This window comes from Pseudomonas bijieensis (assembly GCF_013347965.1).
Lineage (GTDB): Bacteria > Pseudomonadota > Gammaproteobacteria > Pseudomonadales > Pseudomonadaceae > Aquipseudomonas > Aquipseudomonas bijieensis.
This window is the reverse complement of record NZ_CP048810.1, coordinates 2,980,319-3,003,316: the sequence shown is the minus strand read 5'-3', so window position 1 is coordinate 3,003,316 and position 22,998 is coordinate 2,980,319. Positions and strand designations below refer to the sequence as shown.

At 62.0% G+C, this 22,998-nt stretch carries 21 protein-coding genes and 1 pseudogene; 12 read left to right on the top strand and 10 right to left on the bottom strand.

Annotated features, from left to right (window positions below; genetic code table 11):
* Nucleotides 1–19: 19 nt before the first annotated feature.
* From GN234_RS13150 to guaA, 4 genes are all read left to right on the top strand, one after another.
* Nucleotides 20–787: a sulfite exporter TauE/SafE family protein gene (locus tag GN234_RS13150; RefSeq protein WP_109753630.1), complete on the top strand. Its 768-nt coding sequence runs from the start codon at nt 20–22 to the stop codon at nt 785–787.
* Nucleotides 788–857: 70 nt separating this feature from the next.
* Nucleotides 858–1,406 (top strand): sugar ABC transporter ATPase, encoded by a 549-nt coding sequence (locus GN234_RS13145; RefSeq protein WP_109753722.1) that lies wholly within the window; start codon nt 858–860, stop codon nt 1,404–1,406.
* Between the two features lie 269 nt (nt 1,407–1,675).
* The gene (gene guaB / locus GN234_RS13140) at nt 1,676–3,145 is read left to right on the top strand and encodes an IMP dehydrogenase (RefSeq protein WP_109753631.1); all 1,470 of its coding nucleotides are present in this window, start codon (nt 1,676–1,678) and stop codon (nt 3,143–3,145) included.
* A 79-nt stretch (nt 3,146–3,224) separates the two neighbouring features.
* Nucleotides 3,225–4,802 (top strand): glutamine-hydrolyzing GMP synthase, encoded by a 1,578-nt coding sequence (gene guaA, locus GN234_RS13135; RefSeq protein WP_176688580.1) that lies wholly within the window; start codon nt 3,225–3,227, stop codon nt 4,800–4,802.
* 179 nt (nt 4,803–4,981) lie between these two features.
* Here guaA and GN234_RS13130 read toward each other — a convergent pair whose 3' ends face one another.
* Nucleotides 4,982–5,893, bottom strand: coding sequence for a LysR family transcriptional regulator (locus GN234_RS13130; RefSeq protein ID WP_109753632.1), 912 nt, complete (start codon nt 5,891–5,893; stop codon nt 4,982–4,984).
* A gap of 101 nt (nt 5,894–5,994) precedes the next feature.
* On the opposite strand from GN234_RS13130, the gene GN234_RS13125 reads away from it, so the two are divergent.
* Both GN234_RS13125 and GN234_RS13120 read left to right on the top strand, forming a co-directional pair.
* Nucleotides 5,995–6,321, top strand: coding sequence for a nuclear transport factor 2 family protein (locus tag GN234_RS13125; RefSeq protein ID WP_163855230.1), 327 nt, complete (start codon nt 5,995–5,997; stop codon nt 6,319–6,321).
* Nucleotides 6,318–7,100 carry an SDR family oxidoreductase gene (locus tag GN234_RS13120; protein ID WP_176688579.1) on the top strand — a complete coding sequence of 261 codons (783 nt, stop codon included), beginning with the start codon at nt 6,318–6,320 and terminating at the stop codon, nt 7,098–7,100. The genes GN234_RS13125 and GN234_RS13120 overlap by 4 nt, the downstream gene beginning before the upstream one ends.
* A 141-nt stretch (nt 7,101–7,241) precedes the next feature.
* On the opposite strand, the gene GN234_RS13115 is transcribed toward GN234_RS13120, so the two are convergent.
* Entirely contained in the window at nt 7,242–7,853 is a 612-nt protein-coding gene (locus GN234_RS13115) for a TetR/AcrR family transcriptional regulator (RefSeq protein ID WP_109753635.1), read from the bottom strand.
* A 104-nt stretch (nt 7,854–7,957) separates the two neighbouring features.
* On the opposite strand from GN234_RS13115, the gene GN234_RS13110 reads away from it, so the two are divergent.
* The 5 genes and pseudogenes from GN234_RS13110 (at nt 7,958) to tadA (ending at nt 11,704) form a co-directional block, all read left to right on the top strand.
* The gene (locus GN234_RS13110) at nt 7,958–8,872 is read left to right on the top strand and encodes an SDR family oxidoreductase (protein ID WP_163855228.1); all 915 of its coding nucleotides are present in this window, start codon (nt 7,958–7,960) and stop codon (nt 8,870–8,872) included.
* 26 nt (nt 8,873–8,898) lie between these two features.
* Nucleotides 8,899–9,183: pseudogene (locus GN234_RS13105) on the top strand (hypothetical protein); the annotation flags it as partial.
* Nucleotides 9,184–9,269: 86 nt separating this feature from the next.
* Complete coding sequence (locus GN234_RS13100; RefSeq protein WP_116831525.1) at nt 9,270–9,677, top strand: DUF6632 domain-containing protein; 408 nt, start codon at nt 9,270–9,272, stop codon at nt 9,675–9,677.
* A gap of 153 nt (nt 9,678–9,830) precedes the next feature.
* Nucleotides 9,831–11,207: a multicopper oxidase family protein gene (locus tag GN234_RS13095; RefSeq protein ID WP_176688578.1), complete on the top strand. Its 1,377-nt coding sequence runs from the start codon at nt 9,831–9,833 to the stop codon at nt 11,205–11,207.
* Nucleotides 11,207–11,704 (top strand): tRNA adenosine(34) deaminase TadA, encoded by a 498-nt coding sequence (tadA, locus tag GN234_RS13090; RefSeq protein WP_060739067.1) that lies wholly within the window; start codon nt 11,207–11,209, stop codon nt 11,702–11,704. The genes GN234_RS13095 and tadA overlap by 1 nt, the downstream gene beginning before the upstream one ends.
* Nucleotides 11,705–11,862: 158 nt before the next feature.
* Here the strand turns inward: tadA and cmoB are convergent, their stop codons facing one another.
* The 8 genes from cmoB to GN234_RS13050 all read right to left on the bottom strand — a co-directional run bounded on the left by cmoB (nt 11,863) and on the right by GN234_RS13050 (nt 21,249).
* A complete protein-coding gene (cmoB, locus tag GN234_RS13085; protein ID WP_116831527.1) occupies nt 11,863–12,819 on the bottom strand; it encodes a tRNA 5-methoxyuridine(34)/uridine 5-oxyacetic acid(34) synthase CmoB in 957 nt (318 codons plus the stop codon).
* Nucleotides 12,816–13,559 carry a carboxy-S-adenosyl-L-methionine synthase CmoA gene (gene cmoA / locus GN234_RS13080; protein WP_109753640.1) on the bottom strand — a complete coding sequence of 248 codons (744 nt, stop codon included), beginning with the start codon at nt 13,557–13,559 and terminating at the stop codon, nt 12,816–12,818. The genes cmoB and cmoA overlap by 4 nt, the downstream gene beginning before the upstream one ends.
* A 92-nt stretch (nt 13,560–13,651) precedes the next feature.
* Complete coding sequence (locus tag GN234_RS13075) at nt 13,652–14,287, bottom strand: lysoplasmalogenase (protein ID WP_176688577.1); 636 nt, start codon at nt 14,285–14,287, stop codon at nt 13,652–13,654.
* Between the two features lie 2 nt (nt 14,288–14,289).
* Nucleotides 14,290–14,682 carry a protease inhibitor I42 family protein gene (locus tag GN234_RS13070; RefSeq protein ID WP_116831528.1) on the bottom strand — a complete coding sequence of 131 codons (393 nt, stop codon included), beginning with the start codon at nt 14,680–14,682 and terminating at the stop codon, nt 14,290–14,292.
* A gap of 216 nt (nt 14,683–14,898) precedes the next feature.
* Nucleotides 14,899–17,316 carry an endopeptidase La gene (gene lon / locus GN234_RS13065; protein WP_109753643.1) on the bottom strand — a complete coding sequence of 806 codons (2,418 nt, stop codon included), beginning with the start codon at nt 17,314–17,316 and terminating at the stop codon, nt 14,899–14,901.
* A gap of 154 nt (nt 17,317–17,470) precedes the next feature.
* A complete protein-coding gene (locus tag GN234_RS13060) occupies nt 17,471–18,784 on the bottom strand; it encodes an MFS transporter (RefSeq protein ID WP_109753644.1) in 1,314 nt (437 codons plus the stop codon).
* A gap of 398 nt (nt 18,785–19,182) precedes the next feature.
* The gene (locus GN234_RS13055; protein ID WP_116831529.1) at nt 19,183–20,424 is read right to left on the bottom strand and encodes an HlyC/CorC family transporter; all 1,242 of its coding nucleotides are present in this window, start codon (nt 20,422–20,424) and stop codon (nt 19,183–19,185) included.
* Nucleotides 20,425–20,436: 12 nt separating this feature from the next.
* Nucleotides 20,437–21,249: a cytochrome C assembly family protein gene (locus GN234_RS13050; protein ID WP_109753647.1), complete on the bottom strand. Its 813-nt coding sequence runs from the start codon at nt 21,247–21,249 to the stop codon at nt 20,437–20,439.
* A 206-nt stretch (nt 21,250–21,455) separates the two neighbouring features.
* On the opposite strand from GN234_RS13050, the gene ffh reads away from it, so the two are divergent.
* Nucleotides 21,456–22,832 (top strand): signal recognition particle protein, encoded by a 1,377-nt coding sequence (gene ffh, locus GN234_RS13045; protein ID WP_060739058.1) that lies wholly within the window; start codon nt 21,456–21,458, stop codon nt 22,830–22,832.
* Nucleotides 22,833–22,998 lie beyond the last annotated feature (166 nt).

Here is a 22,998-nt window from a genome sequence, read left to right as displayed (position 1 = left end):
GTCACCAAGGAAGTCGACAATGGATCTTCTGTCATGGTTAGGCCAATGGGCATTCGCGCCAACGCAATGGCTGGTGATCGGCCTGGCCATCACCCTGGCCTACATCGTGTTCGGCATCGCCGGGTTCGGCACGGCGTTGGTGGCCGCCCCCGTCCTGCTGCTGTTCATGCCACTGTCGAAAATCATCCCGTTGCTGGTCTTGCTCGATTTTGTCGCGGCCTTCGGCAACCTGTTGCCATCGCGCCGGGACGTGTCTCGGCCTGAACTGTTGCGGTTGCTGCCGTGCATGGCGGTGGGCTGCACCCTGGGGGTGATTTTCCTGCTCAACCTCAAGTCCGACCTGTTGTTGCTGTTGATGGGGCTGTTCATCAGCAGTTATGCGATCTATAGCCTGTCGATAAAAACCCGGCCGAAGCAGCTGTCATCGCTGTGGGCGTTCCCGATGGGCACGGTGGGCGGGATGTTCGGGGCGTTGTTTGGCAGCGGCGGCTTTTTATATGCGATCTACCTGAACAGCCGTCTGCCGAAGGACGCGGCCCGCGCCACGCAAAGTGCCTTGATCAGTTGCAGCACGGTGGTGCGCTTGAGCCTGTTTATCGTGGCCGGGGTGTATGCCGAGCTACCCTTGTTGGTACTGGCGCTGTGTTTGTTGCCGGCCATGGCGCTGGGGTTGTGGGTAGGGCGGCGCTTGACCATGAAGATGTCGCGAGAGGCGTTCGTGCAGTTGGTCACCTGGTTGGTGCTTGCCAGCGGCCTTGCGTTGATCGTGCGCTACCTGAGTGCTTGACCTGGCCCCGCCAGGGATTAAGCTGCCGGCCTTCGATCAGACCCTGCCAGGGAAACAGCCAGGCCTCGCCATGAACTCGCAAAGCATCATCGTTCCGAAAATTTCCACCCTGCCGGTCCACGAGCCACGGGCCCGGGCGATCGTGCGCTGGCTGGTGCGCAAGAATATCGTCGAAGAACAGCTGACCACCTGCGGGCGCACCGGCAATCGCATGGCCCACGCCATCGCCCCTGGTGCCCGCGAAGTGGTCATGCACCCCGAAGCCTTGCCGTTCGGTGAGTCGATCAATGGCCTGGAGATCATCACCAAGCGTTGCATCTATACGCCGGCCAAGGGCTTTCTCGAAGAGGCCGGCTGCGCCGAGTGCCGCAAGGAAATCGGCGAAGCGCTGTTCGAGAGCCTGGAAGACTGGATGCCGGCGCGCACCGACAACTTTACTTGTCCCGAATGTGGCCATGAAGATGACATCAATGGATTTCTGTTTCTGCAGCCCTGTGGCTTTTCCAACCTGGGGTTCATCTTCAACAACTGGCTGGAGGCGGGGTTCAAGCAGGCGTTTCTGGATGAATTCGCCGATTGGCTGGATCAGCCGGTGAGTTGGGTGAAGGTGGAGTTGTAGCGAGCAACACACACTGGGGCGATGAATACACAACCCCTGTGGCGAGGGAGCTTGCTCCCGCTGGGCTGCGAAGCGGCCCTGAGATGTTTGCGGTCGCTGCGCAACCGAGCGGGAGCAAGCTCCCTCGCCACGGGTTCGGCGTATGGTCGGAGTGCAGTGATTTAGCCCGTCAATCACCCCGCCAATAATAGACAGAGTTTTACATTGAGCCAGACGGGGTCCATGAGTATAATGGCGCGCTTCCATTTTCCCGCTCGGGAGCCCCCGCGATGCTGCGTATCAGCCAAGAAGCTCTGACCTTCGACGACATTCTCCTAGTGCCCGGTTATTCCGAGGTACTGCCTAACGAAGTCAGTCTCAAAACCCGTCTCACCCGTGGCATCGAACTGAATATCCCCCTGGTTTCCGCCGCCATGGACACCGTGACCGAAGCCCGTCTGGCCATTGCCATGGCCCAGGAAGGCGGTATCGGTATCATCCACAAGAACATGACCATCGAACAGCAGGCCGCCGAAGTGCGCAAGGTCAAGCGGTTCGAGGCTGGCGTGGTCAAGGATCCGATCACCATCGAGGCTGATGCCACGGTCCGGGATCTGTTCGAACTGACCCGCATGCACAACATCTCCGGCGTGCCGGTGCTGCACGATGGCGACCTGGTCGGCATCGTTACCTCCCGCGACGTGCGCTTCGAGAACCGCTTGGATGCCACCGTCCGCCAAGTGATGACGCCTAAAGAGCGCCTGGTCACGGTCAAGGAAGGCACCAGCAAGGACGAAGTTCGTGAATTGCTGCACAAGCACCGCATCGAGCGCGTGCTGATCGTCGACGACAAATTCGCCCTCAAGGGCATGATGACCGTCAACGACATCGAAAAAGCCAAGGCCTACCCGCTGGCGAGCAAGGACGACCAGGGTCGTCTGCGCGTCGGCGCTGCGGTCGGCACCGGCAAGGACACCGGTGATCGTGTCGCCGCCCTGGTCAATGCCGGCGTCGACGTGGTGGTGGTCGACACCGCCCACGGTCACTCCAAAGGCGTGATCGACCGCGTTCGCTGGGTCAAGCAGAACTTCCCGGAAGTGCAGGTGATCGGCGGCAACATTGCCACCGGCGCTGCGGCCAAGGCCCTGGCCGAAGCCGGCGCCGACGCGGTCAAGGTCGGTATCGGCCCAGGCTCGATCTGCACCACCCGCATCGTCGCCGGTGTCGGCGTGCCACAGATCAGCGCCATCGCCAACGTCGCCGCTGCCCTTGAAGGCACTGGCGTACCGTTGATCGCCGACGGCGGCATCCGGTTCTCCGGTGACCTGTCCAAGGCCATCGTCGCCGGTGCCTCCTGTGTGATGATGGGGTCGATGTTCGCCGGTACCGAAGAAGCACCGGGCGAGATCGAACTGTTCCAGGGCCGTAGCTACAAGGCCTACCGCGGCATGGGTTCGCTGGGCGCCATGTCCCAGGCCCAGGGCTCTTCCGACCGTTACTTCCAGGACTCCTCCGCGGGTGCCGAGAAGCTGGTGCCGGAAGGCATCGAAGGTCGCGTGCCGTACAAAGGCACCTTGAGCGCCATCATCCATCAACTGATGGGCGGCCTGCGTTCTTCCATGGGTTACACCGGCAGCGCGGACATCGAAGAGATGCGCACCAAGCCGGAATTCGTGCGCATCACCGGCGCCGGTATGGCCGAGTCCCATGTCCACGACGTGCAGATCACCAAGGAAGCGCCGAACTACCGCGTAGGTTAAGGCTTCCAGCAAAACGTTAATCACCGGGGCTGTTCATTCAGCCCCGAGTTGTTTCTGATTCACTACATGAGAATGAGTCATGGTCCTCGACATTCACGCTCACCGCATCCTGATCCTCGACTTCGGTTCCCAGTACACCCAGCTGATCGCCCGCCGCGTGCGTGAAATCGGCGTGTACTGCGAATTGCATCCGTTCGACATGGATGACGAAGCGATTCGCGAATTCGCGCCTAAAGGCGTCATCCTCGCTGGTGGCCCCGAGTCCGTGCACGAAGCCGACAGCCCGCGCTGCCCACAAGCGGTGTTCGACCTGGGCGTGCCGGTCTTCGGTATCTGCTACGGCATGCAGACCATGGCTGAACAACTGGGCGGCAAGGTCGAAGGTTCCGACCTGCGTGAGTTCGGTTACGCCCGCGTCGATGTGGTCGGCAAGAGCCGTCTGCTGGACGGCATCGAAGACCATATCGACGCCGACGGCCTGTTCGGCCTGGACGTGTGGATGAGCCACGGTGACAAGGTCACCAAGATGCCGGAAGACTTCCACATCCTGGCCAGCACCCCGAGCTGCCCGATTGCCGGTATGTTCAACGATGATCGTCGCTACTACGGCGTGCAGTTCCACCCGGAAGTGACCCACACCAAGCAAGGCGGCCGCATCCTGTCGCGCTTCATCCTCGACATCTGCGGATGCGAAGCCCTGTGGACCCCGTCGAAAATCGCGGAAGACGCCATCGCTCAGGTCCGTGCTCAAGTCGGCACCGACAACGTGCTGCTGGGCCTGTCCGGCGGTGTGGACTCCTCTGTGGTCGCGGCGCTGTTGCACAAGGCCATTGGCGACCAACTGACCTGCGTCTTCGTCGACAACGGCCTGCTGCGCCTGCACGAAGGCGAGCAAGTGATGGCCATGTTCGCCGAGAACATGGGCGTCAAGGTGATCCGCGCCAACGCCGAAGAGCAGTTCCTGAACAACCTGGCCGGCGAGTCCGACCCGGAGAAGAAGCGCAAGATCATCGGCCGTACCTTCATCGACGTGTTCGACGCCGAATCCTGCAAGCTGGACAACATCAAGTACCTGGCCCAGGGCACCATCTACCCCGACGTGATCGAGTCGGCCGGCGCCAAGAGCGGCAAGGCCCACGTGATCAAGTCCCACCACAACGTCGGTGGCCTGCCGGAAGAGATGAACCTCAAGCTGGTCGAGCCGCTGCGCGAACTGTTCAAGGACGAAGTACGTCGCCTCGGCCTGGAACTGGGCCTGCCCTACGACATGGTCTACCGCCACCCATTCCCGGGCCCGGGCCTGGGCGTGCGGATCCTCGGTGAAGTGAAGAAGGAATACGCCGACCTGCTGCGTCGCGCCGACCACATCTTCATCGAAGAACTGCGCAAGGCCGACTGGTACCACAAGGTCAGCCAGGCCTTCGTGGTGTTCCAACCGGTGAAATCGGTGGGCGTGGTTGGCGATGGCCGTCGTTACGCCTGGGTCGTGGCCCTGCGTGCCGTGGAAACCATCGACTTCATGACCGCTCGCTGGGCACACCTGCCGTACGAGCTGCTGGAAACCGTTTCCGGACGCATCATCAACGAAATCGAAGGCATCTCCCGCGTCACGTATGACGTGTCGAGCAAGCCGCCGGCGACGATTGAGTGGGAATGATGGGGCGCCCGGCATTGTCCGGCACCCATTAGCAGAAAATGCCCTGAAGCCCGCGTAATTGCGGGCTTTTGGCTTTTTTGGGCTGGCCAGTTCTAGCCGCTTTGTGCATCGCCGAGACCGTGTTTTCCATAGCCCACTCCATGCTGTTTGCCGACGCTATGGTGACCCTTCCTGGGGGCCTAGAGCTGATCGAACGGTTTTCGATCCAGGAGACAGTCGATGAACGCCCCTAGGAGGGCTGGTCGATGCTGGCGGCTCGGATAGTAGAGGAACAGCCCCGGGCGCGAAATCGACCAGTCCGGCAGGACCTGGACCAGCCGCCCCTGGGTCAAGAGCTCGCCCACGCCATCTCGCTCAAAGTGATAGGCAATGCCGAGCCCGTTCAGCGCAGCAGCAATGCCGATGTCAGCATGATTGGTGACGACGGGGCCGTCCACCGCCACTTCGAGTCGTTGCCCTCGTTTCTTGAACTCCCAGCGATATTGCCTGCCGTCCATCTGGAGCCGCCAGTTGATGCATGTATGGTTATGCAAATCGGCGGGCGACTTGGGGGTTCCTCTACGGGCGATATAGTCCGGGGAGGCCACGGCCACCATGTTCAGGTCCGGCGTGAGGCGGACGGCAACCATGTCTTTCTCGAGCTGCCCACCCACGCGGATGCCCGCATCAAAGCGGCCCGCGACGATATCGGCGAGCGCGTCGTCGACCACGATGTCGAGAACCACGTCAGGGTGTGCTTGATGGAAGCGTGAAAGCCGGGGCGCGATGATGGTCCGCGCTGCGATCCCCAGCGTGTTGATGCGAAGCGTGCCGCTCATCTGTCCTGTCGCCTCACTGGCTTGGGCGACTGCAGCAGCCATCTCCCGAAACAATGGCGCTATGCGCCTGTAGAGCAGTTCGCCACTGGCCGATGGCGCGACGCTTCGAGTTGTGCGATTCAGAAGGCGAGCGCCGATGCGGCCTTCGAGTTGCCGGATGGTCTGGCTGAGTGCCGACGGCGATAGGCCCAAATGCTCTGCAGCTCGGGCAAAGCTCTGGCGTTCCACGACGGCTACGAAGGCCTTCAGTTCAGCGAAGTCGGATCCGCGCATTATGTATCGTTTCCTAAGCAACCTATAAAGATTCTAGCGTATTCACTGAATTCAAGTAGACGCGCATCCTGAGGCCTTCGCTGACCCCATGGAGCCAAAAATTGAACACCTTGACCCTTCCTGAGCCTATTGCCGCGTACTTCGCGGCCGAACACAACCCCGACGCCTTGGCGCGTTGCTTCACCGCGCAAGCCGTCATGAAGGACGACGGTCATACCTACACGGGCATCAACGCCATCAAGGCCTTTATGGCCGAGGCATCGGCCAAGTACAGCGCGACGAGCGTGCCATTCGCCATTGAGGGAGAGGACGGCTTTCAACTTGTCCGCGCCAACGTCACCGGCAACTTCCCTGGCAGCCCGATCGTCCTGTCCTACCGCTTTCGCCTTGAACGCGGCCTGATCGCATCGCTGGAGATCACGGCATGAGCTTCGACCTTCATCTGAATGGCCTGCGGACATTGGTCACCGGCGGCACGCTGGGCCTTGGCGCTGCAGTCGTGAAAACCCTTGTGGAGGCCGGCGCTCGGGTGGCGACATCCGCGCGCACCGTGCCAGCGGAGCCGGTGGAGGGCGTCACCTACGTGGCTGCCGATCTGTCGACGGCGCAAGGTACGAATCACCTTGCTCAGACCGTCCTGCAGGACTGGGGCGGCGTCGATATCCTGATCAACGTGCTCGGCGGTTCGAAGACCCCCGGTGGCGGTTTCGCCGCGATCAGTGATGAGCACTGGTTCGCCGAGCTGAACCTGAACTTGATGCCTGCCGTACGCCTGGATCGTGCGTTGCTGCCAGCGATGCTGGCTCAGGGCTCCGGCGTCATCATCCACGTCAGCTCCATCCAGCGCGTGCTGCCTTTGCCCGAGTCCACCACCGCCTACGCCGCAGCCAAGGGGGCCCTCACGACCTACAGCAAGTCTCTGGCGAGAGAGGTGACGCCGAAGGGCGTTCGCGTGCTGAGCGTTGCGCCGGGCTGGATTGAGACTGAGGCTTCCGTAGCGTTTGCGCAGCGGATGGCGGCAGACGCCGGAACGGATTACGAGGGCGGCAAGAAAATCGTCATGGATTGGCTGGGAGGAATTCCAGTGGGCCGACCGGCCACACCACAAGAGGTGGCCGATTTGATCGCTTTCCTGGCGTCCCCTCGGTCCGCTTCGATCGCAGGGTCCGAGTATCGGATCGACGGCGGCACCGTTCCGACTCTTTAGCCCACAGCCGCGACTGGCTGAACACGGGGCGCGTGACCTCGCAGCATGGCCCCGGCAGGCGCCGAGGCTTTTCCGAACCGGACGTGGCAGGTCTGCCCCGTCCGGTATCAATGTCCACCCGCAAACGCCCCGTCGCTACAGTCAAAGCTCTGCTCTCAAACTGTCAAAGGCGTCCTCCAGGAATTTGGCCACCGGTTTTCGCTGGCCGGTCTGATCCCGCCACGCCTGAAGCGCGAGTCTCATCGCACCGACGGACACCACAGCCACCATCCGAAGGGCCAACCGCCGCTCAGGCTGCCGCCAGACCTCACACAGCGCGTTGAACAGCGCTTGCTCCTGTTCCGCGTAGTACGCCTGCTTGCGCGCAAGAAGCGACTCGCTCGAACGCATGAGATTGTCCACGGCTGTCATCTGCTCGGTCGTATAGCGCGCGATGTGCTTGACCATCACATCGCGAACGGCATCGAGTGGCGGTACGTCGGGCGATGTCTTCAGCAGATCGGCAATCAGCCTGGCCGAATCGGCGTCCTGCCAGAACAAGATGATGTCGTCCTTCGATTTGAAGTACGAGAAAAACGTGCGGCGTGAGATGCCAGCCGCTGCCGCGATGGTGTCCAGCGTCGTGCCTTCGTACCCGTTGGCAAGGAACAGGCGCTGGCCGGCCTCGGCGATGCGCTGGCGTGTTTCGCGGCGCTTGCTTTCGCGCAAGCCTTCTGTGGGTGCTGCATCTGCGGGGGGGAAGGATTCTGACATTCCAATGGCCTGTTGCATTTCTGCACTAAGTGCAGAAGAGTTAGCACTGAGTGCATATTTATATGCACCTAGTGTATATTTCAACTTCTCGACAGGCAAGGATCATGACCCACTGGACAGTTTCCGACATCCCTTCCCAACGCGGCCGTACGGCGGTCGTCACCGGTACTGGCGGCCTTGGATTCCAAGACGCGCTGGCACTGGCCCGCGCCGGTGCGAATGTCATCATCGCAGGTCGAAATCCGTCGAAAGGGGCGGCGGCAGTCGATCAGATTCGCCAAAGTGTTCCCGGCGCGAATGTGACTTTCGGGGCACTGGACCTCGCCAGCCTCGAATCCATCGAGTCGTTTGGTGAGCGTCTGCGGAGTTCGCGCGACAGCCTGGACTTGCTGATCAACAACGCGGCAGTGATGGCGCCGCCGAAGCGTCAGGTGACTTGCGACGGATTCGAGTTGCAGTTCGGCACGAACTACCTGGGTCACTTCGCCTTGACTGCCCAACTGCTGCCGCTGTTGCGCAAGGGCAACAAGCCACGCGTGGTCAGCCTTTCAAGCGTCGCCGCTCGAAGCGGCACGATCAACTTCGATGATCTGCAAGCTCAGCGCAGCTACAGGCCGATGCCGGTTTACAGCCAATCGAAACTCGCTTGCCTGATATTCGCCCTTGAATTGCAACGCCGCAGCGATGCTGCAGGCTGGGGCATCCAGAGCATCGCTGCCCATCCTGGCATTTCGCGCACCGATCTGTTGCCCAATGGCGCCGGCGCATGGAGCGTTCCGGGTATGGCTCGTCGTTACATGTGGTTCCTGTTCCAGCCGGCAGCGCAGGGGGCGTTGCCGACCATCTTCGCTGCGACTTCACCGCAGGCTCAAGGCGGTGTCTATTACGGCCCGGACAGGCTCGGCGAAATACGCGGCTATCCGGCCGTTGCCAAGATTCCTGCGCAAGCACTGGATGCGAGCGTCGCTGCGAGGCTGTGGATTGAATCGCAAGGGCTTACGGAAGCGGTCTTTCGGTAAACCAACCCTGTACAAATACGTTGTCTATGCTTCGCGACTGCCAATCGCGCCTTCCGGCAGTACCCTACGGCCAGAATACCTTGAAATATCAGCTTGCTGACGATGGCTGCGCTCCGGATGAACTGGTCGAGCGGCTGGGTGAAGCGGGCTGCGATGATGCCTTGGTAGGCATCGGGCAGCCGGGGCGGCTTGCGCTTGAGTTCACGCGCGATGCGCCTGACGCGGTTGAAGCCGTGCTTAGTGCGCTGAGCGACGTTCGCCGCGCAGTGCCATCGGCCAGACTGATCGAGGTTGCGCCTGATTTAGTCGGGGGGGATAGCAAGGTATGCGTCCCAGATGAGTTCTATACTCTCGGCACCCATTGCGGCGATGAACAGGTCGCAATAAGGAGCCTGCCATGAATGACACTCAAAAACTTGCCGCCTTGCGCATCGTCTTGATCGTAGTCGGTCTGATCGCCGTCTTCGCGTTCTGGCCGTTGATGGTTCTGTGGCCGTCCGGTTGGGCGTGGCACAGCGGCCATTCCGATTATCCGCTGATGATGGTCGGCATCTATGCGACGCTCGGTGTGTTCCTGCTGCTGGCATCCCGCGATCCGCTGAAACACCTGAGCTTGATCTGGTTCACGGTGTGGTCGAGCGTCGTGCATGGCGCGATCATGGCTGTGCAGTCGTTTGGCATCGGGATGGACGGGGCAAGCCAGTACGGCCATCTATTGGGCGATGTGCCTGCGTTGCTCATTGTCGCAGTGGTGCTGGCATTCTTAACACCGCGGGGCGAGAAAGCGCATTTGCTGCCTGATTGACCCTCAGTGCGGCGGTAATCCAAGGCCTTGTGGATAACTTCCATGAGGCTTTTTTCATTTTCGCCACCCTTACTGTTTCTCATCTGCGGGTGTATCGTATTCGCCTTTTGCGGGCCCAACGGTTCGCCGCGGATTCAAGAGGTGCTTGCGTTCATGTCCTTTACCCGTCGCCAAATACTCGGTGGCCTGGCCGGTCTTGTTGTCGTTGGTGTGGGGGCGGGAGGTGCTTCGCGGTATTGGCTGGGCAAGATGGCGGATGCCGAGGCTGGCCACGACTATGAATTGATCGCGGCGCCCCTGGACGTCGAGTTGGTGGCCGGGCACAAGACCCAGGCCTGGGCCTTCGGTCCGTCGGCGCCGGGCACCGAGTTGCGAGTGCGCCAGGGTGAATGGCTGCGGGTACGTTTCATCAACCACCTGCCGGTCGCCACCACCATTCATTGGCACGGGATCCGTTTGCCGCTGGAGATGGACGGCGTGCCGTATGTCTCGCAACTGCCGGTGTTGCCGGGCGAGTATTTCGATTACAAGTTCCGCGTGCCGGATGCCGGCAGCTATTGGTATCACCCCCACGTCAACAGCAGCGAGGAGCTCGGGCGTGGGCTGGTGGGGCCGCTGATCATCGAAGAGCGCGAGCCTACCGGGTTCAAGTACGAACAAACCCTGAGCCTCAAGAGCTGGCATGTGGACGAGCAAGGCCAGTTCGTGGCGTTCAGCATTCCTCGCGAAGCCGCGCGAGGTGGCACGGCCGGGCGCCTGGCGACCATCAACGGCGTGCCGGAGGCGGTGATTGAGCTGCCGGCCGGGCAGATTACTCGGGTGCGTTTGCTCAACCTGGATAACACCCTGACCTACCGGATCAATATTCCAGGCGTCGAAGCGCAGATCTATGCGCTGGACGGCAACCCCGTCGAACCGCGCCCGCTGGGCAAGGAATACTGGCTTGGCCCGGGCATGCGCATTTGCCTGGCGATCAAGGCGCCGCCGGCCGGGGAAGAGCTGTCGTTGCGCAATGGCCCGGTGCGCCTGGGGACTTTGCGTTCGGTGCCTAACAGTGACGCACCGACCCAGTGGCCGGCGGCGCTGCCACCCAACCCGGTGTCCGAGCCGGACCTGGCCAATGCCGAGAAACTCAACTTCAATTTCGAATGGGTTGGCTCGGTGTCGGTCAACGTCGACAATGGCAAGCCGCCGAGTCTGTGGCAGATCAACGGCAAAGCCTGGGACATCACCGACAAGACCTGCGCCGACCGGCCAATCGCCACGCTGAAAAAAGGCCAGAGCTACATTTTCGAATTGAAGAACATGACCCAGTACCAGCATCCGATCCATTTGCACGGCATGAGCTTCAAGGTGATTGCATCGAACCGGCACAAGGTCGTGCCGTACTTCACCGACACTTACCTGCTGGGCAAGAACGAGCGGGCGCAGGTGGCGCTGGTGGCGGATAATCCGGGGGTGTGGATGTTCCACTGCCATGTCATCGACCACATGGAAACCGGCCTGATGGCCGCCATCGAGGTGGCTTGATGCGCCAGATTCGCCCCGCCAGAATCATCGACCGCAGCCGTGACCAGGACTTCATGCGCGAAGCCCTGGCCCTCGCCGCACAAGGCGCAGCCCTGGGCGAAGTGCCGGTGGGCGCGGTTCTGGTGCAGGATGGCGAGATCATCGGCCGTGGCTTCAACTGCCCGATCAGCGGCCACGACCCCAGCGCCCATGCGGAAATGGTCGCCATCCGCGCCGCCGCCCAGGCGGTGAGCAACTATCGCCTGCCCGGCAGTACCCTTTATGTGACGCTGGAGCCCTGCAGCATGTGCGCCGGCCTCATCGTCCATTCGCGTATCGCCCGGGTCGTCTACGGCGCCCTGGAGCCCAAGGCCGGGATCGTGCAGAGCCAGGGGCAGTTTTTCAGCCAGGGTTTCCTGAACCATCGGGTGATGTTCGAAGGCGGGGTGCTGGCTGAAGAATGCAGCACGGTGTTGAGTGAGTTCTTCAAGGCCCGTAGAGCCAAATCCTCAGACTGACACCTTTCCCCCTAATGTGGGAGTGAATCTCTGTGGGAGCAAGGCTTGCCCGCGATGAACGATAACGCGGTCTTACTATAGACCGCGGTGCCGCCATCGCGGGCAAGCCTTGCTCCCACAGGTTCATTCCCACAGAAGCTTGCACACAGCGGGGCGATTTATTTCCGCGCCACAATCACTGCCCGCATTGGTGCCGGCAGTCCTTCGATGGTTTTGCTGTGGTCGGCGGGATCGAGGAAGTCGCTCAGCGACTGATACTTCATCCACTCGGTGCTGCGCTGTTCTTCCACGGTGGTCAGGCTCACGTCCACGCAACGCACATCGCTGAACCCGGCGCGGCGCAGCCAGCGTTCCAGGGCCGGGACCGAGGGTAGGAACCACACATTGCGCATCTGCGCGTAGCGGTCCTCGGGCACCAGCACCTGATGTTCGTCGCCTTCGATTACCAGGGTTTCCAGCACCAGTTCGCCGCCTTTGACCAGGCAGTCCTTGAGGGCCAGCAGGTGTTCGATCGGCGAGCGGCGATGGTAGAACACGCCCATGGAGAACACCGTGTCGAAGCCTTCCAGCTCTGCGGGCAACGCTTCGAAGGGGAATGGCAAGTGCCAGGCATTGGGCTGTGACAGGTAACGCTGCACGGCCTGGAACTGGCAGAAGAACAGCCAGTTGGGGTCGACGCCGATCACCGTGTCGGCCCCGGCGCCGAGCATGCGCCACATGTAGTAACCATTGCCGCAGCCCACGTCGAGGATGCGCTTGCCTTTGAGATCCAGGTGCGGTGCGACCCGCGACCACTTCCAGTCCGAGCGCCATTCGGTGTCCACGTGCACGCCAAACAGGTCGAACGGCCCTTTGCGCCACGGCGACAGGCCCATCAACGCCGTGCGCATTCGTGCCCGGGTTTCGTCGGAGCAATCGGTGTCGAGGGTCAGCCCGTTCAGCAGGTCGATTTCAGTCGGTTGCAGCATTGGCAAGGCGTCGAGAGCGTTCTGCCAGCGCTCCAGGTCGCCATGGCCTTTTTCCATTTTGCTGTCGAGTTGCGTCTGCAGGGTCGCGGCCCAATCGGCCAAGGGGGTACCGGCCAGGCGGCGGGCGAGGGGAGACAGATCGATCATGGCAGGGCAATCAACGAGGCGAAGTTAAGACACTGGAACCACGGCACGACTTTCGAGAACCCAGCCGCCAACAGGCGTTCGCGGTGTTCTTCGAGGCTATCGGGCTTCATGACGTTTTCGATGGCGCTGCGTTTCTGGGCAATCTCCAGCTCGCTGTAGCCGTTGGCGCGTTTGAACGCCACGTGCAGGTCGGTGAGCAGGGCGTGTTCCTCGACATCGTTGAAGCGCAGTTTTTCCGACAGGATCAGGGCGCCGCCGGGCAGCAGCGACTGGCGAATGCGGCTCAACAGCGCGGTGCGCTGGTCCGGCGCGATGAATTGCAGAGTGAAGTTCAGCGCCACCACCGAGGCAGGCTGGAACGTCAGGGCGAGGATGTCGCCTTCGATCACCTCAACGGGCAGCAACTCCTGGAACATCGAGTCCTGGCCGTTGAGGTATTCGCGGCAACGCTCGACCATGGCCGCCGAGTTATCCACAGCGATGACACGGCAACCGTCGGTGCGCACATGGCGGCGCAGGGCCTGGGTCACCGCACCCAGGGACGAACCCAGGTCATAGAGCACGCTATTGGGTTGGGCGAATTGCGCGGCGAGCACGCCGAGGTTTTCGACGATGGTCGGGTAACCCGGCACCGAACGCTTGATCATGTCCGGAAACACCCGCACCACGTCCTCGTTGAAGGCGAAGTCCGGCACTTGGGCCAGGGGTTGGGCGAATAGGCGATCGGGTTCTTTGCTCACGGCGGTTCCAGCGGCATGGGTGGTGAAAAGGCCGGCATTTTAACCAAAAAACCTGTGGGAGCGAGCTTGCTCGCTCCCACATTGATCTTTGTTCAGCGCTGCTTTTGCGGGAACGCTGACGCCGTGATGCCCCATTGGCCCAGCCAATAACTGATGATGATCAGATAAGGCGCGGCATGGAAGGGCTGTATGAACCGGTTGATGCCGATCAGGCTGTCGGAAAACACAAAGGCCAGCGCCCCGGCGGCGGCCAGCCAGGCCGAGCGTTTCGGCACCTCGGTACCCAACCGTGCCAGGGCTCGCCAGAGCATGGCGCTGATAGCCAGGCCGTAGACAATCACCGGCACCAGCAACGGCCCGAGACCGCTCGACACCAGTATCCCCAACAGCACTGCGCCGATGCCCAAGGCCAGGGCCAATGGCAGCAGCGCCGGACGGTGACAGTCGCTCAGGTAAGCTTTCAGGTAAGCCAGGTGCGCCAGCAGAAACGCGCCAAGGCCGAACACGAACAGATCCCCCGGCCAGGCCAGCAGCACATCGCCCACCAGCGAAAAAATCAGCCCGAGGCTGATCCAGCGCCGATACTCGCCTGGCGGCGCATCGTGCAGCCAACCGAGCAGGGCCAGCACCGGCATAGGCTTGACCAGCAGACACAGCAGCGTGGCGTGCATGGCCAGGCCGTACAGGTAAGTGGCTGCGCCCATCAGTGCAAGGATCAGCCAACCCACGGTCAATTCACCGCAATGGCGCAGTCGAAGGTTTCCACGGGCGGTACTTCCGGAGCCCAGGGCTGTTGATAAGTCAGGCGCAGACGCCCAGTGCCGGCGTTGAACGCCTGGAAGCGCCAGGTCGAGACCCCGGCGGCGCCGACGATGCCGGCGTCTTCCGGGTTGCGATAAACCTCGGGGCCCAGGCCTTTGAGCACGCCGCCGGCCGAATCCTGGATCGCCCAGCGATAACCGGTGGTGGGGTTGCTCGGCAAGCTCAAAATCAGGTTCTGCCCGTTATTGAGCCGCACCGGGCACTGGCTCAGTTTTTCCACGGTCACGTTGCGTCCACTTTGCGTGGCGCAGGCGCTCAGCAGGGCGAGGCTCAAGGGGATGAGCAGGCGGGTGATGGACATAAGGGTGATGACTCCGGCATTCACGACGAACGGCGAGCATAACCGAAGATGCTACTAGGTGTGTCAGCTGAGGAAGTGCTGTCGCTGATGATGCTATCGCGGGCAAGCCTTGCTCCCACAATGGATCTTTGTCGCACACTGACTCTGTGAGCGGCATTAAACCCTGTGGGAGCAAGGCTTGCCCGCGATGGGGCCCGCATAAGCGCTACAGTTCTATCAGAACAGCACCTTGGCCACATCCGCAAACCGCTTGGCAAAGTGCACCGTGACGCCTTCCTTGAGGTAGTCCGGCAATTCTTCGAAATTGCCCCGGTTGGCTTCCGGCAGGATCAGTTCATTGATTTTCTGCCGCCGCGCCGCGATCACTTTTTCGCGCACGCCGCCGATCGGCAGTACATGCCCGGTAAGGGTCAGTTCGCCGGTCATGGCCACGCCTTTTTTCGGTGGCTGGTTACGGGCCAGGGACAGTAGGGCGCTGGCCATGGTGACCCCGGCGCTCGGGCCGTCCTTGGGCGTGGCGCCTTCCGGTACGTGCAGGTGAACGAAGGCCTCGTCGAAGAATTTCGGATCGCCGCCGAATTGCTTCAGGTGCGAACTGACGTAGCTGTGGGCGATTTCCGCCGACTCTTTCATCACGTCCCCCAGTTGCCCGGTCAGCTTGAAACCGCGATTGAGGGTGTGGATGCGCGTTGCCTCGATGGGTAAGGTCGCGCCGCCCATGCTGGTCCAGGCCAGGCCGGTAATCACTCCGACGCCGGACAACACCTGCTCGTTGCGGAACACCGGTTTGCCCAGGGAGGCCTCCAAGTCTTTCGGCCCGAGCTTGATCACCGCTTTGGGGTCGTCGATCAGCTTCATCACCGCCTTGCGCACCAGTTTGCCCAGTTGTTTCTCCAACTGCCGCACCCCGGCTTCACGGGCGTAGCCGTCGATCAGGGCTTTGAGGGCGCTGTCGTTGATGCTCAGGCTGCCCTTGGACACGCCGGCCTTGGCCAACTGCTTGGGCCACAAGTGGCGCTTGGCGATGGCGACTTTTTCTTCGGTGATGTAACCCGACAGGCGGATCACTTCCATCCGGTCCAGCAAGGGGCCGGGGATCGAGTCCAGGGTGTTGGCGGTGCAGATGAAGAGCACTTTCGACAGATCCAGGCGCAGGTCCAGGTAGTGATCGAGAAATTCGACGTTCTGTTCCGGGTCGAGGGTCTCGAGCAGGGCCGACGCCGGGTCGCCCTGGTAGCTCTGGCCCATCTTGTCGATCTCATCGAGCATGATCACCGGGTTCATCACCTCGACGTCTTTTAGCGCCTGTACCAGCTTGCCCGGCTGGGCTCCGATGTAGGTGCGCCGATGGCCCTTGATCTCGGCTTCGTCGCGCATGCCGCCAACGCTGAAACGGTAGAACGGCCGCCCCAGGGACTCGGCGATGGACTTGCCGACGCTGGTCTTGCCCACGCCCGGCGGGCCCACCAGCAACACGATAGAGCCGCTGATCTCGCCTTTGTAGGCACCGACGGCGAGGAATTCCAGGATACGGTCCTTGATGTCGTCCAGGCCGGCGTGGTGCTGGTCGAGAACCTTGCGGGCATGCTTGAGGTCAAGTTTGTCCTGGCCGTACACGCCCCACGGCACCGAGGTTGCCCAATCCAGGTAATTGCGGGTAACGGCGTATTCCGGCGAGCCGGTTTCCAGGATGGAGAGTTTGTTCATCTCCTCTTCGATGCGCTTCTGCGCCTGGGCCGACAGCACCTTGCCTTCCAGCCGTTGCTCGAACTGTTCGATATCGGCGCTGCGGTCGTCTTTGGTCAGCCCCAGTTCCTGCTGGATGACCTTGAGCTGTTCCTTGAGGAAGAACTCGCGCTGATGCTCGCCGATCTTGTTGTTGACCTCGGCGGAAATCTCTTTCTGCAGCCGCGCCACTTCGACTTCCTTGCGCAGCATCGGCAGCACTTTTTCCATGCGCTTGAGCATGGGCACGCAGTCGAGCACTTCCTGCAGTTCGCTGCCGGTGGCGGAGGTGAGCGCGGCGGCAAAGTCGGTCAGTGGCGATGGGTCGTTGGGGCTGAAGCGGTTGAGGTAGTTCTTCAGCTCTTCGCTATACAGCGGGTTGAGTGGCAGCAGTTCCTTGATCGCGTTGATCAGCGCCATGCCGTAGGCCTTGACCTCGTCGGTCGGCTCGCTCGGCTGGTGCGGGTATTCGACTTCCACCAGATACGGTGGGCGATGGTGCTTGAGCCAGGTGCGGATGCGCACGCGAGTCAGGCCCTGGGCGACGAACTGCAGCTTGCCGCCTTCCCGGCTGGCGTGATGCACCTTCACCAGCGTGCCGTACAGCGGCAGTTTCGAGGTGTCGAAATGGCGCGGGTCTTCCTGGGGCGTGTCCATGAAGAACAGTGCCAGGGAGTGGTGTTCGGACTTGGCCACCAGCTCCAGGGTCTCGGCCCACGGTTCTTCGTTGACGATGACCGGCAACACCTGGGCCGGGAAGAAGGGGCGATTGTGGATGGGGATGATATAGACCTTGTCCGGCAGGTTCTGGCCAGGCAGGGCCAGGCCGGTACCGGACGAAGTGTGTTCGATGTGTTCGGAGTCAGCGTCGTAATCGTGAGTGGCTTCAGTAGAGTGCTGGTCGCTCATGGGGCACCTGCGCAATGGGGTATGGGTCTTAGATGGGGCAGGTGGGGGGTGGTTTCAATGGTAAGCGACTGTTAGCGGTTATTTCATTAGCGGGTGTTCAGGCTTGCGACAGCTTCCCGTGGCGAGGCATGCAGCGCTCGCCACGGGCCTCAACCTAGGCGACCCGGTTCAAGTCGTTGTGGCGCGTCTCCTTCAGGCACAGCACGGCGATCACGCTGAGCAGCGCGGCTGCTGAAACATAGCCTCCGACATAGCTCAAACCGCCCATCGCCACCAGTTTCTGGGCGAAGAACGGCGCGGCCGAGGCACCGACGATACCGCCCAGGTTGTAGGCTGCCGAGGCGCCGGTGTAACGCACGTGGGTCGGAAACAGCTCCGGGAGCAAGGCGCCCATGGGGGCAAAGGTCACACCCATCAGGAACAGCTCGATGCACAGGAACAGTGCCACGCCCCCGGTCGACCCGTGGGTCAGCAAGGGTTCCATGAGGAAACCCGAGGCAATTGCCAGCACACCGCCGAGGATCAATATCGGTTTGCGGCCGTAGCGGTCGCTGGCCCAGGCCGACAGGGGGGTAGCGGCGGCCATGAACAGCACGGCAAAGCACAGCAGGCCCAGGAATGTCTCGCGGCTGTAGCCGAGGGTGGACACGCCGTAGCTCAGGGAAAACACCGTCGAGATATAGAACAGCGCGTAACACACCACCATCGCCGCCGCGCCCAGCAGCGTCGGCGCCCAGTATTGGCTGAACAGCTCGACCAACGGCACCTTGACCCGCTCCTGGCGGGCCATGGCATTGGCGAATACCGGGGTTTCATGGAGTTTGAGCCGCACATAGAGGCCGACGATCACCAGCACGGCGCTGAGCAGGAACGGAATCCGCCAGCCCCAGGAGCGGAATTGCTCATCGTCCAGGCTCATGGCCAGGGTCAGGAACAGCCCATTGGCCGCCAGGAAGCCGATGGACGGCCCCAATTGGGGGAACATGCCGAACCAGGCACGCTTGCCCTTGGGCGCGTTCTCGGTGGCAAGCAGCGCCGCCCCGCCCCATTCACCGCCCAAGCCCAGGCCCTGGCCGAAACGTAGCAGGCACAGCAGGACCGGTGCCCAGGCGCCAATGCTGGCATAACCGGGCAGCACACCGATGAGCGTGGTGCACACCCCCATCAGCAGCAGGGACGCCACCAGCGTGGACTTGCGCCCGATCCGGTCGCCGAAGTGGCCGAACAGCGCCGAGCCCAGCGGCCGGGCGAGGAAGGCGATGCCGAACGTCAGGAAAGACGACAGCATCTGTGCCGTGCCAGAAGTTTGCGGGAAGAACACCGGCCCGATCACCAGGGCCGCCGCCGTGGCATAGACGTAGAAATCGTAGAACTCGATGGCGGTGCCGATGAAGCTTGCGGTCGCCACGCGGGTGGCGGAATTTGTCGGCTGGACAGGCACAGCCTCGTTGCAGGTAGTGGTCGTCATGCGGTTATCCCTGACAGTCATGTGCTCCGTTGGAGCGAATTATTATGGTCGAACGCCCAGGGATGTGGGCGGGTACCCTTTCGCTGTTTCGGGTAGGAACAGTCGCAGGGCTGATGCGGATTTCGCCGATGGTCGGACCGGAACCGGCTGAGTGCAGGGTAGACGCAGGGTCCGGTAAGCGGCTTGAGTATAGGAAGGGGGGCTAACGAATCAACAAGAGAGCCCGCACAGAATATTGAAGCGTGCGCTGAGCTTCTGTGGCGAGGGAGCTTGCTCCCGCTGGGCTGCGAAGCGGCCCTGAGACCTGACAGCTCGGTGTGTCAGGCGGGTTGGATTGCTGCTTTGGGGCTGCTGCGCAGCCCGGCGGGAGCAAGCTCCCCTCGCCACGAAGACGGTGTTTAGAGCACCACCGGCACCGAGCTGTTATGCCACGCCAGCACCTGGCTCACACGGTTGTCCACGGTCTCGATGATTTCCAGTCGATACCGCCCGATCTTCAGGCATACCGGGCTTTCGGGAATGGTTTCCAGGGCTTCGGTCACCAGCCCGTTGAGGGTTTTGGGGCCGTCGCAAGGCAGGTGCCAGCCCAGGGTCCTGTTCAACTCACGAATCGACGCCGCGCCATCGATCATCAGGCGGCCATCGGGCTGGGGATGGACATGGGGATTGTCGAGGCTGTGCTCGCTTTCGAATTCGCCGACGATTTCTTCGAGGATGTCTTCCAGGGTAACGATGCCCAGCACTTCGCCGTATTCGTCCACCACCATGCCCAGGCGCCGCTGCTGCTTGTGGAAATTCAGCAATTGCAGTTGCAGTGGTGTGCTTTCGGGCACGAAGTAGGGCTCGTGGGAGGCCGCCAGCAGCGCTTCCTTGGTCAGGCTCGCGTCCGCCAGCAGATGGCGGATCTGGCGGGTGTTGAGCACCGCTTCGACCTGGTTGATGTCGCTGTGGAACACCGGCAGGCGGGTACGACGGTTCAGGCGTAGCTGTTCGATGATCTCGCCGATGGGGTCGTCGAGGTTGATGCCATCGACCTCGCTGCGGGGCACGAGGATATCGTTGACGGTGATGTTGTCCAGGGCGTGGATGCCGGAAATCGGGTGCAGTCGGCCGCTGTTGTGCTCCGGTTCATGCTCGCTACGCGGTGGCGCGGGCATTTCGTCGTCGCTCTGTTGCACCATGCTGGCCTTGCGGGCAAATGGGCGCAGCAGCAATTGGCTGGCGCCATTCAACAGCCAGGCAAACGGATAGAGGATCTTCAACGGTATGCCCAGCAAGGTGTTGCCCAGTGCCAGCACCGCTTCGGGCTGGCGAGTGGCCAAGGTGCGCGGCAGGTAGTCGGCAAACACCAGCAGGGCGGCGCTGGTGCCGAGCCAGGCCACCCAGGGGCCGTTTTCCAGCCAGGTAAAAATCGCCAGCAAGGTGCCGATGACCACGGCCAGGGTGCGGCAGAGGGTATTGCACAGGATCAGGCTGGCCAGCGGGAATGTCAGCGTCGCCAGCGGTTTGTCAGTGGCGCGCGAGGCCGTACGCTGGGCCAGCAGGTGTTGCTGGGCGGCTTCGATCGCGGTGAACAGGGCTGACCAGAGGATCAGCACCACCAGCACGGCAAACAGCGGCGCCACGGGCAACGTATCCATCAGGGCCGTCCGTCACACATGCAAGATGTATTCGCGGACCAGCTTGCTGCCGAAGTACGCGAGCATCAGCAGGCAGAAGCCGGCCAGGGTCCAGCGAATCGCCTTGTGCCCGCGCCAGCCGAGGCGGTTGCGGCCCCACAGCAGCACGCTGAAGACTATCCATGCCAGGCAGGCGAGCAGGGTCTTGTGCACCAGGTGCTGGGCGAACAGGTTCTCGACGAACAACCAGCCGGAGATCAGCGACAGTGACAGCAAGCCCCAACCGGCCCAGAGGAAGCCGAACAGCAGGCTCTCCATGGTTTGCAGCGGCGGGAAATTGCGGATCAGCCCGGACGGGTGCTTGTTCTTGAGCTGATGGTCTTGCACCAGTAGCAGCAGGGCCTGGAACACCGCGATGGTGAACAGGCCATAGGCCAGGATCGACAGCAGGATGTGGGCGAGGATGCCCGGCTCTTCATCAATGATCTGCACTGTACCCGACGGCGCGAACTGCGCCAGTAGCACCGTGGCCAGCCCCAGTGGGAACAGCAGCACCAGCAGGTTTTCCACCGGGATGCGCGAGCAGGCCACTAGTGTCAGGGCGATCACGGCGACGGCGATCAGGCTGGCGGCGTTGAAAAAGTCCAGGCCCAGGCCGATCGGCGTCATCAGGTGGGTATAAAGGCTGGCCGCATGGCCGAGCACCGCCAGCACGCCAAGCGTGACCAGCAGGCGTTTGTTCGCCTTGGCACCGGTGGCCAGGCGTGAGCCTTGATAGAGGGTCGCAGCGGCATAAAGGCAAGCGGCGGCGAGCGTGGCAAACAAGCTGGGTGACAAGGGGAGCATAAATCCTGTTAGGCAAGCCCGAAAGGCGCTGAGTTTGGCATAGAACCCCCTCCGCACGAAAGACCACCGCAACTGACAGTAAGGTGTACGTCGCCCGCTTCTTCGCTATAATCCGCGACCTGCCCACGCCGCAGGCTCGCCGAGCACATTTTTCACGGTCTGGGCCGCCATTATCCCGGTCTCATCTGGGCCTGAAAGGATCGCGCATGTTTGAAAACCTAACCGACCGTCTCTCGCAGACGCTGCGCCATGTCACCGGCAAGGCGAAACTGACCGAGGACAACATCAAAGACACCCTGCGCGAAGTGCGCATGGCGTTGCTCGAAGCCGACGTCGCCCTGCCGGTGGTCAAGGACTTCGTCAATTCGGTCAAGGAACGCGCCGTCGGCACCGAAGTGTCGCGCAGCCTGACGCCGGGCCAGGCGTTCGTGAAGATCGTCCAGGCCGAACTCGAAAGCCTCATGGGCGCCGCCAACGAAGACCTGAACCTCGCCGCCGTACCGCCAGCGGTGGTGCTGATGGCAGGTCTGCAAGGCGCGGGCAAGACCACGACGGCCGGCAAGCTGGCGCGCTTCCTTAAAGAGCGCAAGAAAAAGTCGGTGATGGTGGTGTCCGCGGACATCTATCGTCCGGCGGCCATCAAGCAGCTGGAAACCCTGGCCAACGATATCGGCGTGACGTTCTTCCCGTCCGACCTGAGCCAGAAGCCGGTGGACATCGCCCAGGCGGCTATTAAAGAAGCAAAACTGAAATTCATCGACGTGGTCATCGTCGATACCGCCGGTCGCCTGCACATCGATGAAGAGATGATGGGCGAGATCAAGGCGTTGCATGCCGCGATCAACCCGGTGGAAACCCTGTTCGTGGTCGATGCCATGACCGGCCAGGACGCGGCCAACACCGCCAAGGCGTTCGGTGACGCACTGCCGTTGACCGGCGTGATCCTGACCAAGGTCGACGGCGATGCCCGTGGCGGTGCCGCGCTGTCGGTGCGCGCCATCACCGGCAAGCCGATCAAGTTCATCGGTATGGGCGAGAAGAGCGAAGCGCTCGAGCCGTTCCACCCTGAGCGTATCGCTTCGCGGATTCTGGGCATGGGCGACGTGCTCAGCCTGATCGAGCAGGCCGAGCAGACCCTCGACAAGGACAAGGCCGACAAACTGGCCAAGAAGCTGAAGAAGGGCAAGGGCTTCGATCTCGAGGACTTCCGCGACCAACTGCAACAAATGAAGAACATGGGCGGTCTTGGCGGGCTCATGGACAAACTGCCGAACATCGGTGGTGTGAACCTGGCGCAGATGGGCAATGCCCAGGGCGCGGCTGAAAAGCAGTTCAAGCAGATGGAAGCCATCATCAACTCCATGACCCCGGCCGAGCGCCGCGACCCTGAGCTGATCAGCGGTTCGCGCAAGCGTCGTATCGCCATGGGTTCCGGCACCCAGGTGCAGGACATCGGTCGCTTGATCAAGCAACACAAGCAGATGCAGAAGATGATGAAGAAATTCTCCGCCAAGGGCGGGATGGCCAAGATGATGCGCGGCATGGGCGGTATGTTGCCCGGCGGCGGCATGCCGAAAATGTAAAGAATCTGCGCCGGCTGTCATGTCGGCGTTGCCCCGCACGGATGCGGGGATCTCCAGCAAACCCGTGCTGCACGGGAGCTGACCTGCCGTTTTTCATGACGGCTCCATGGCAAATCTTGATCGCACGGCCCAGGCGCCGGAAAAAGACATTTGCAAAAGGCCGGAT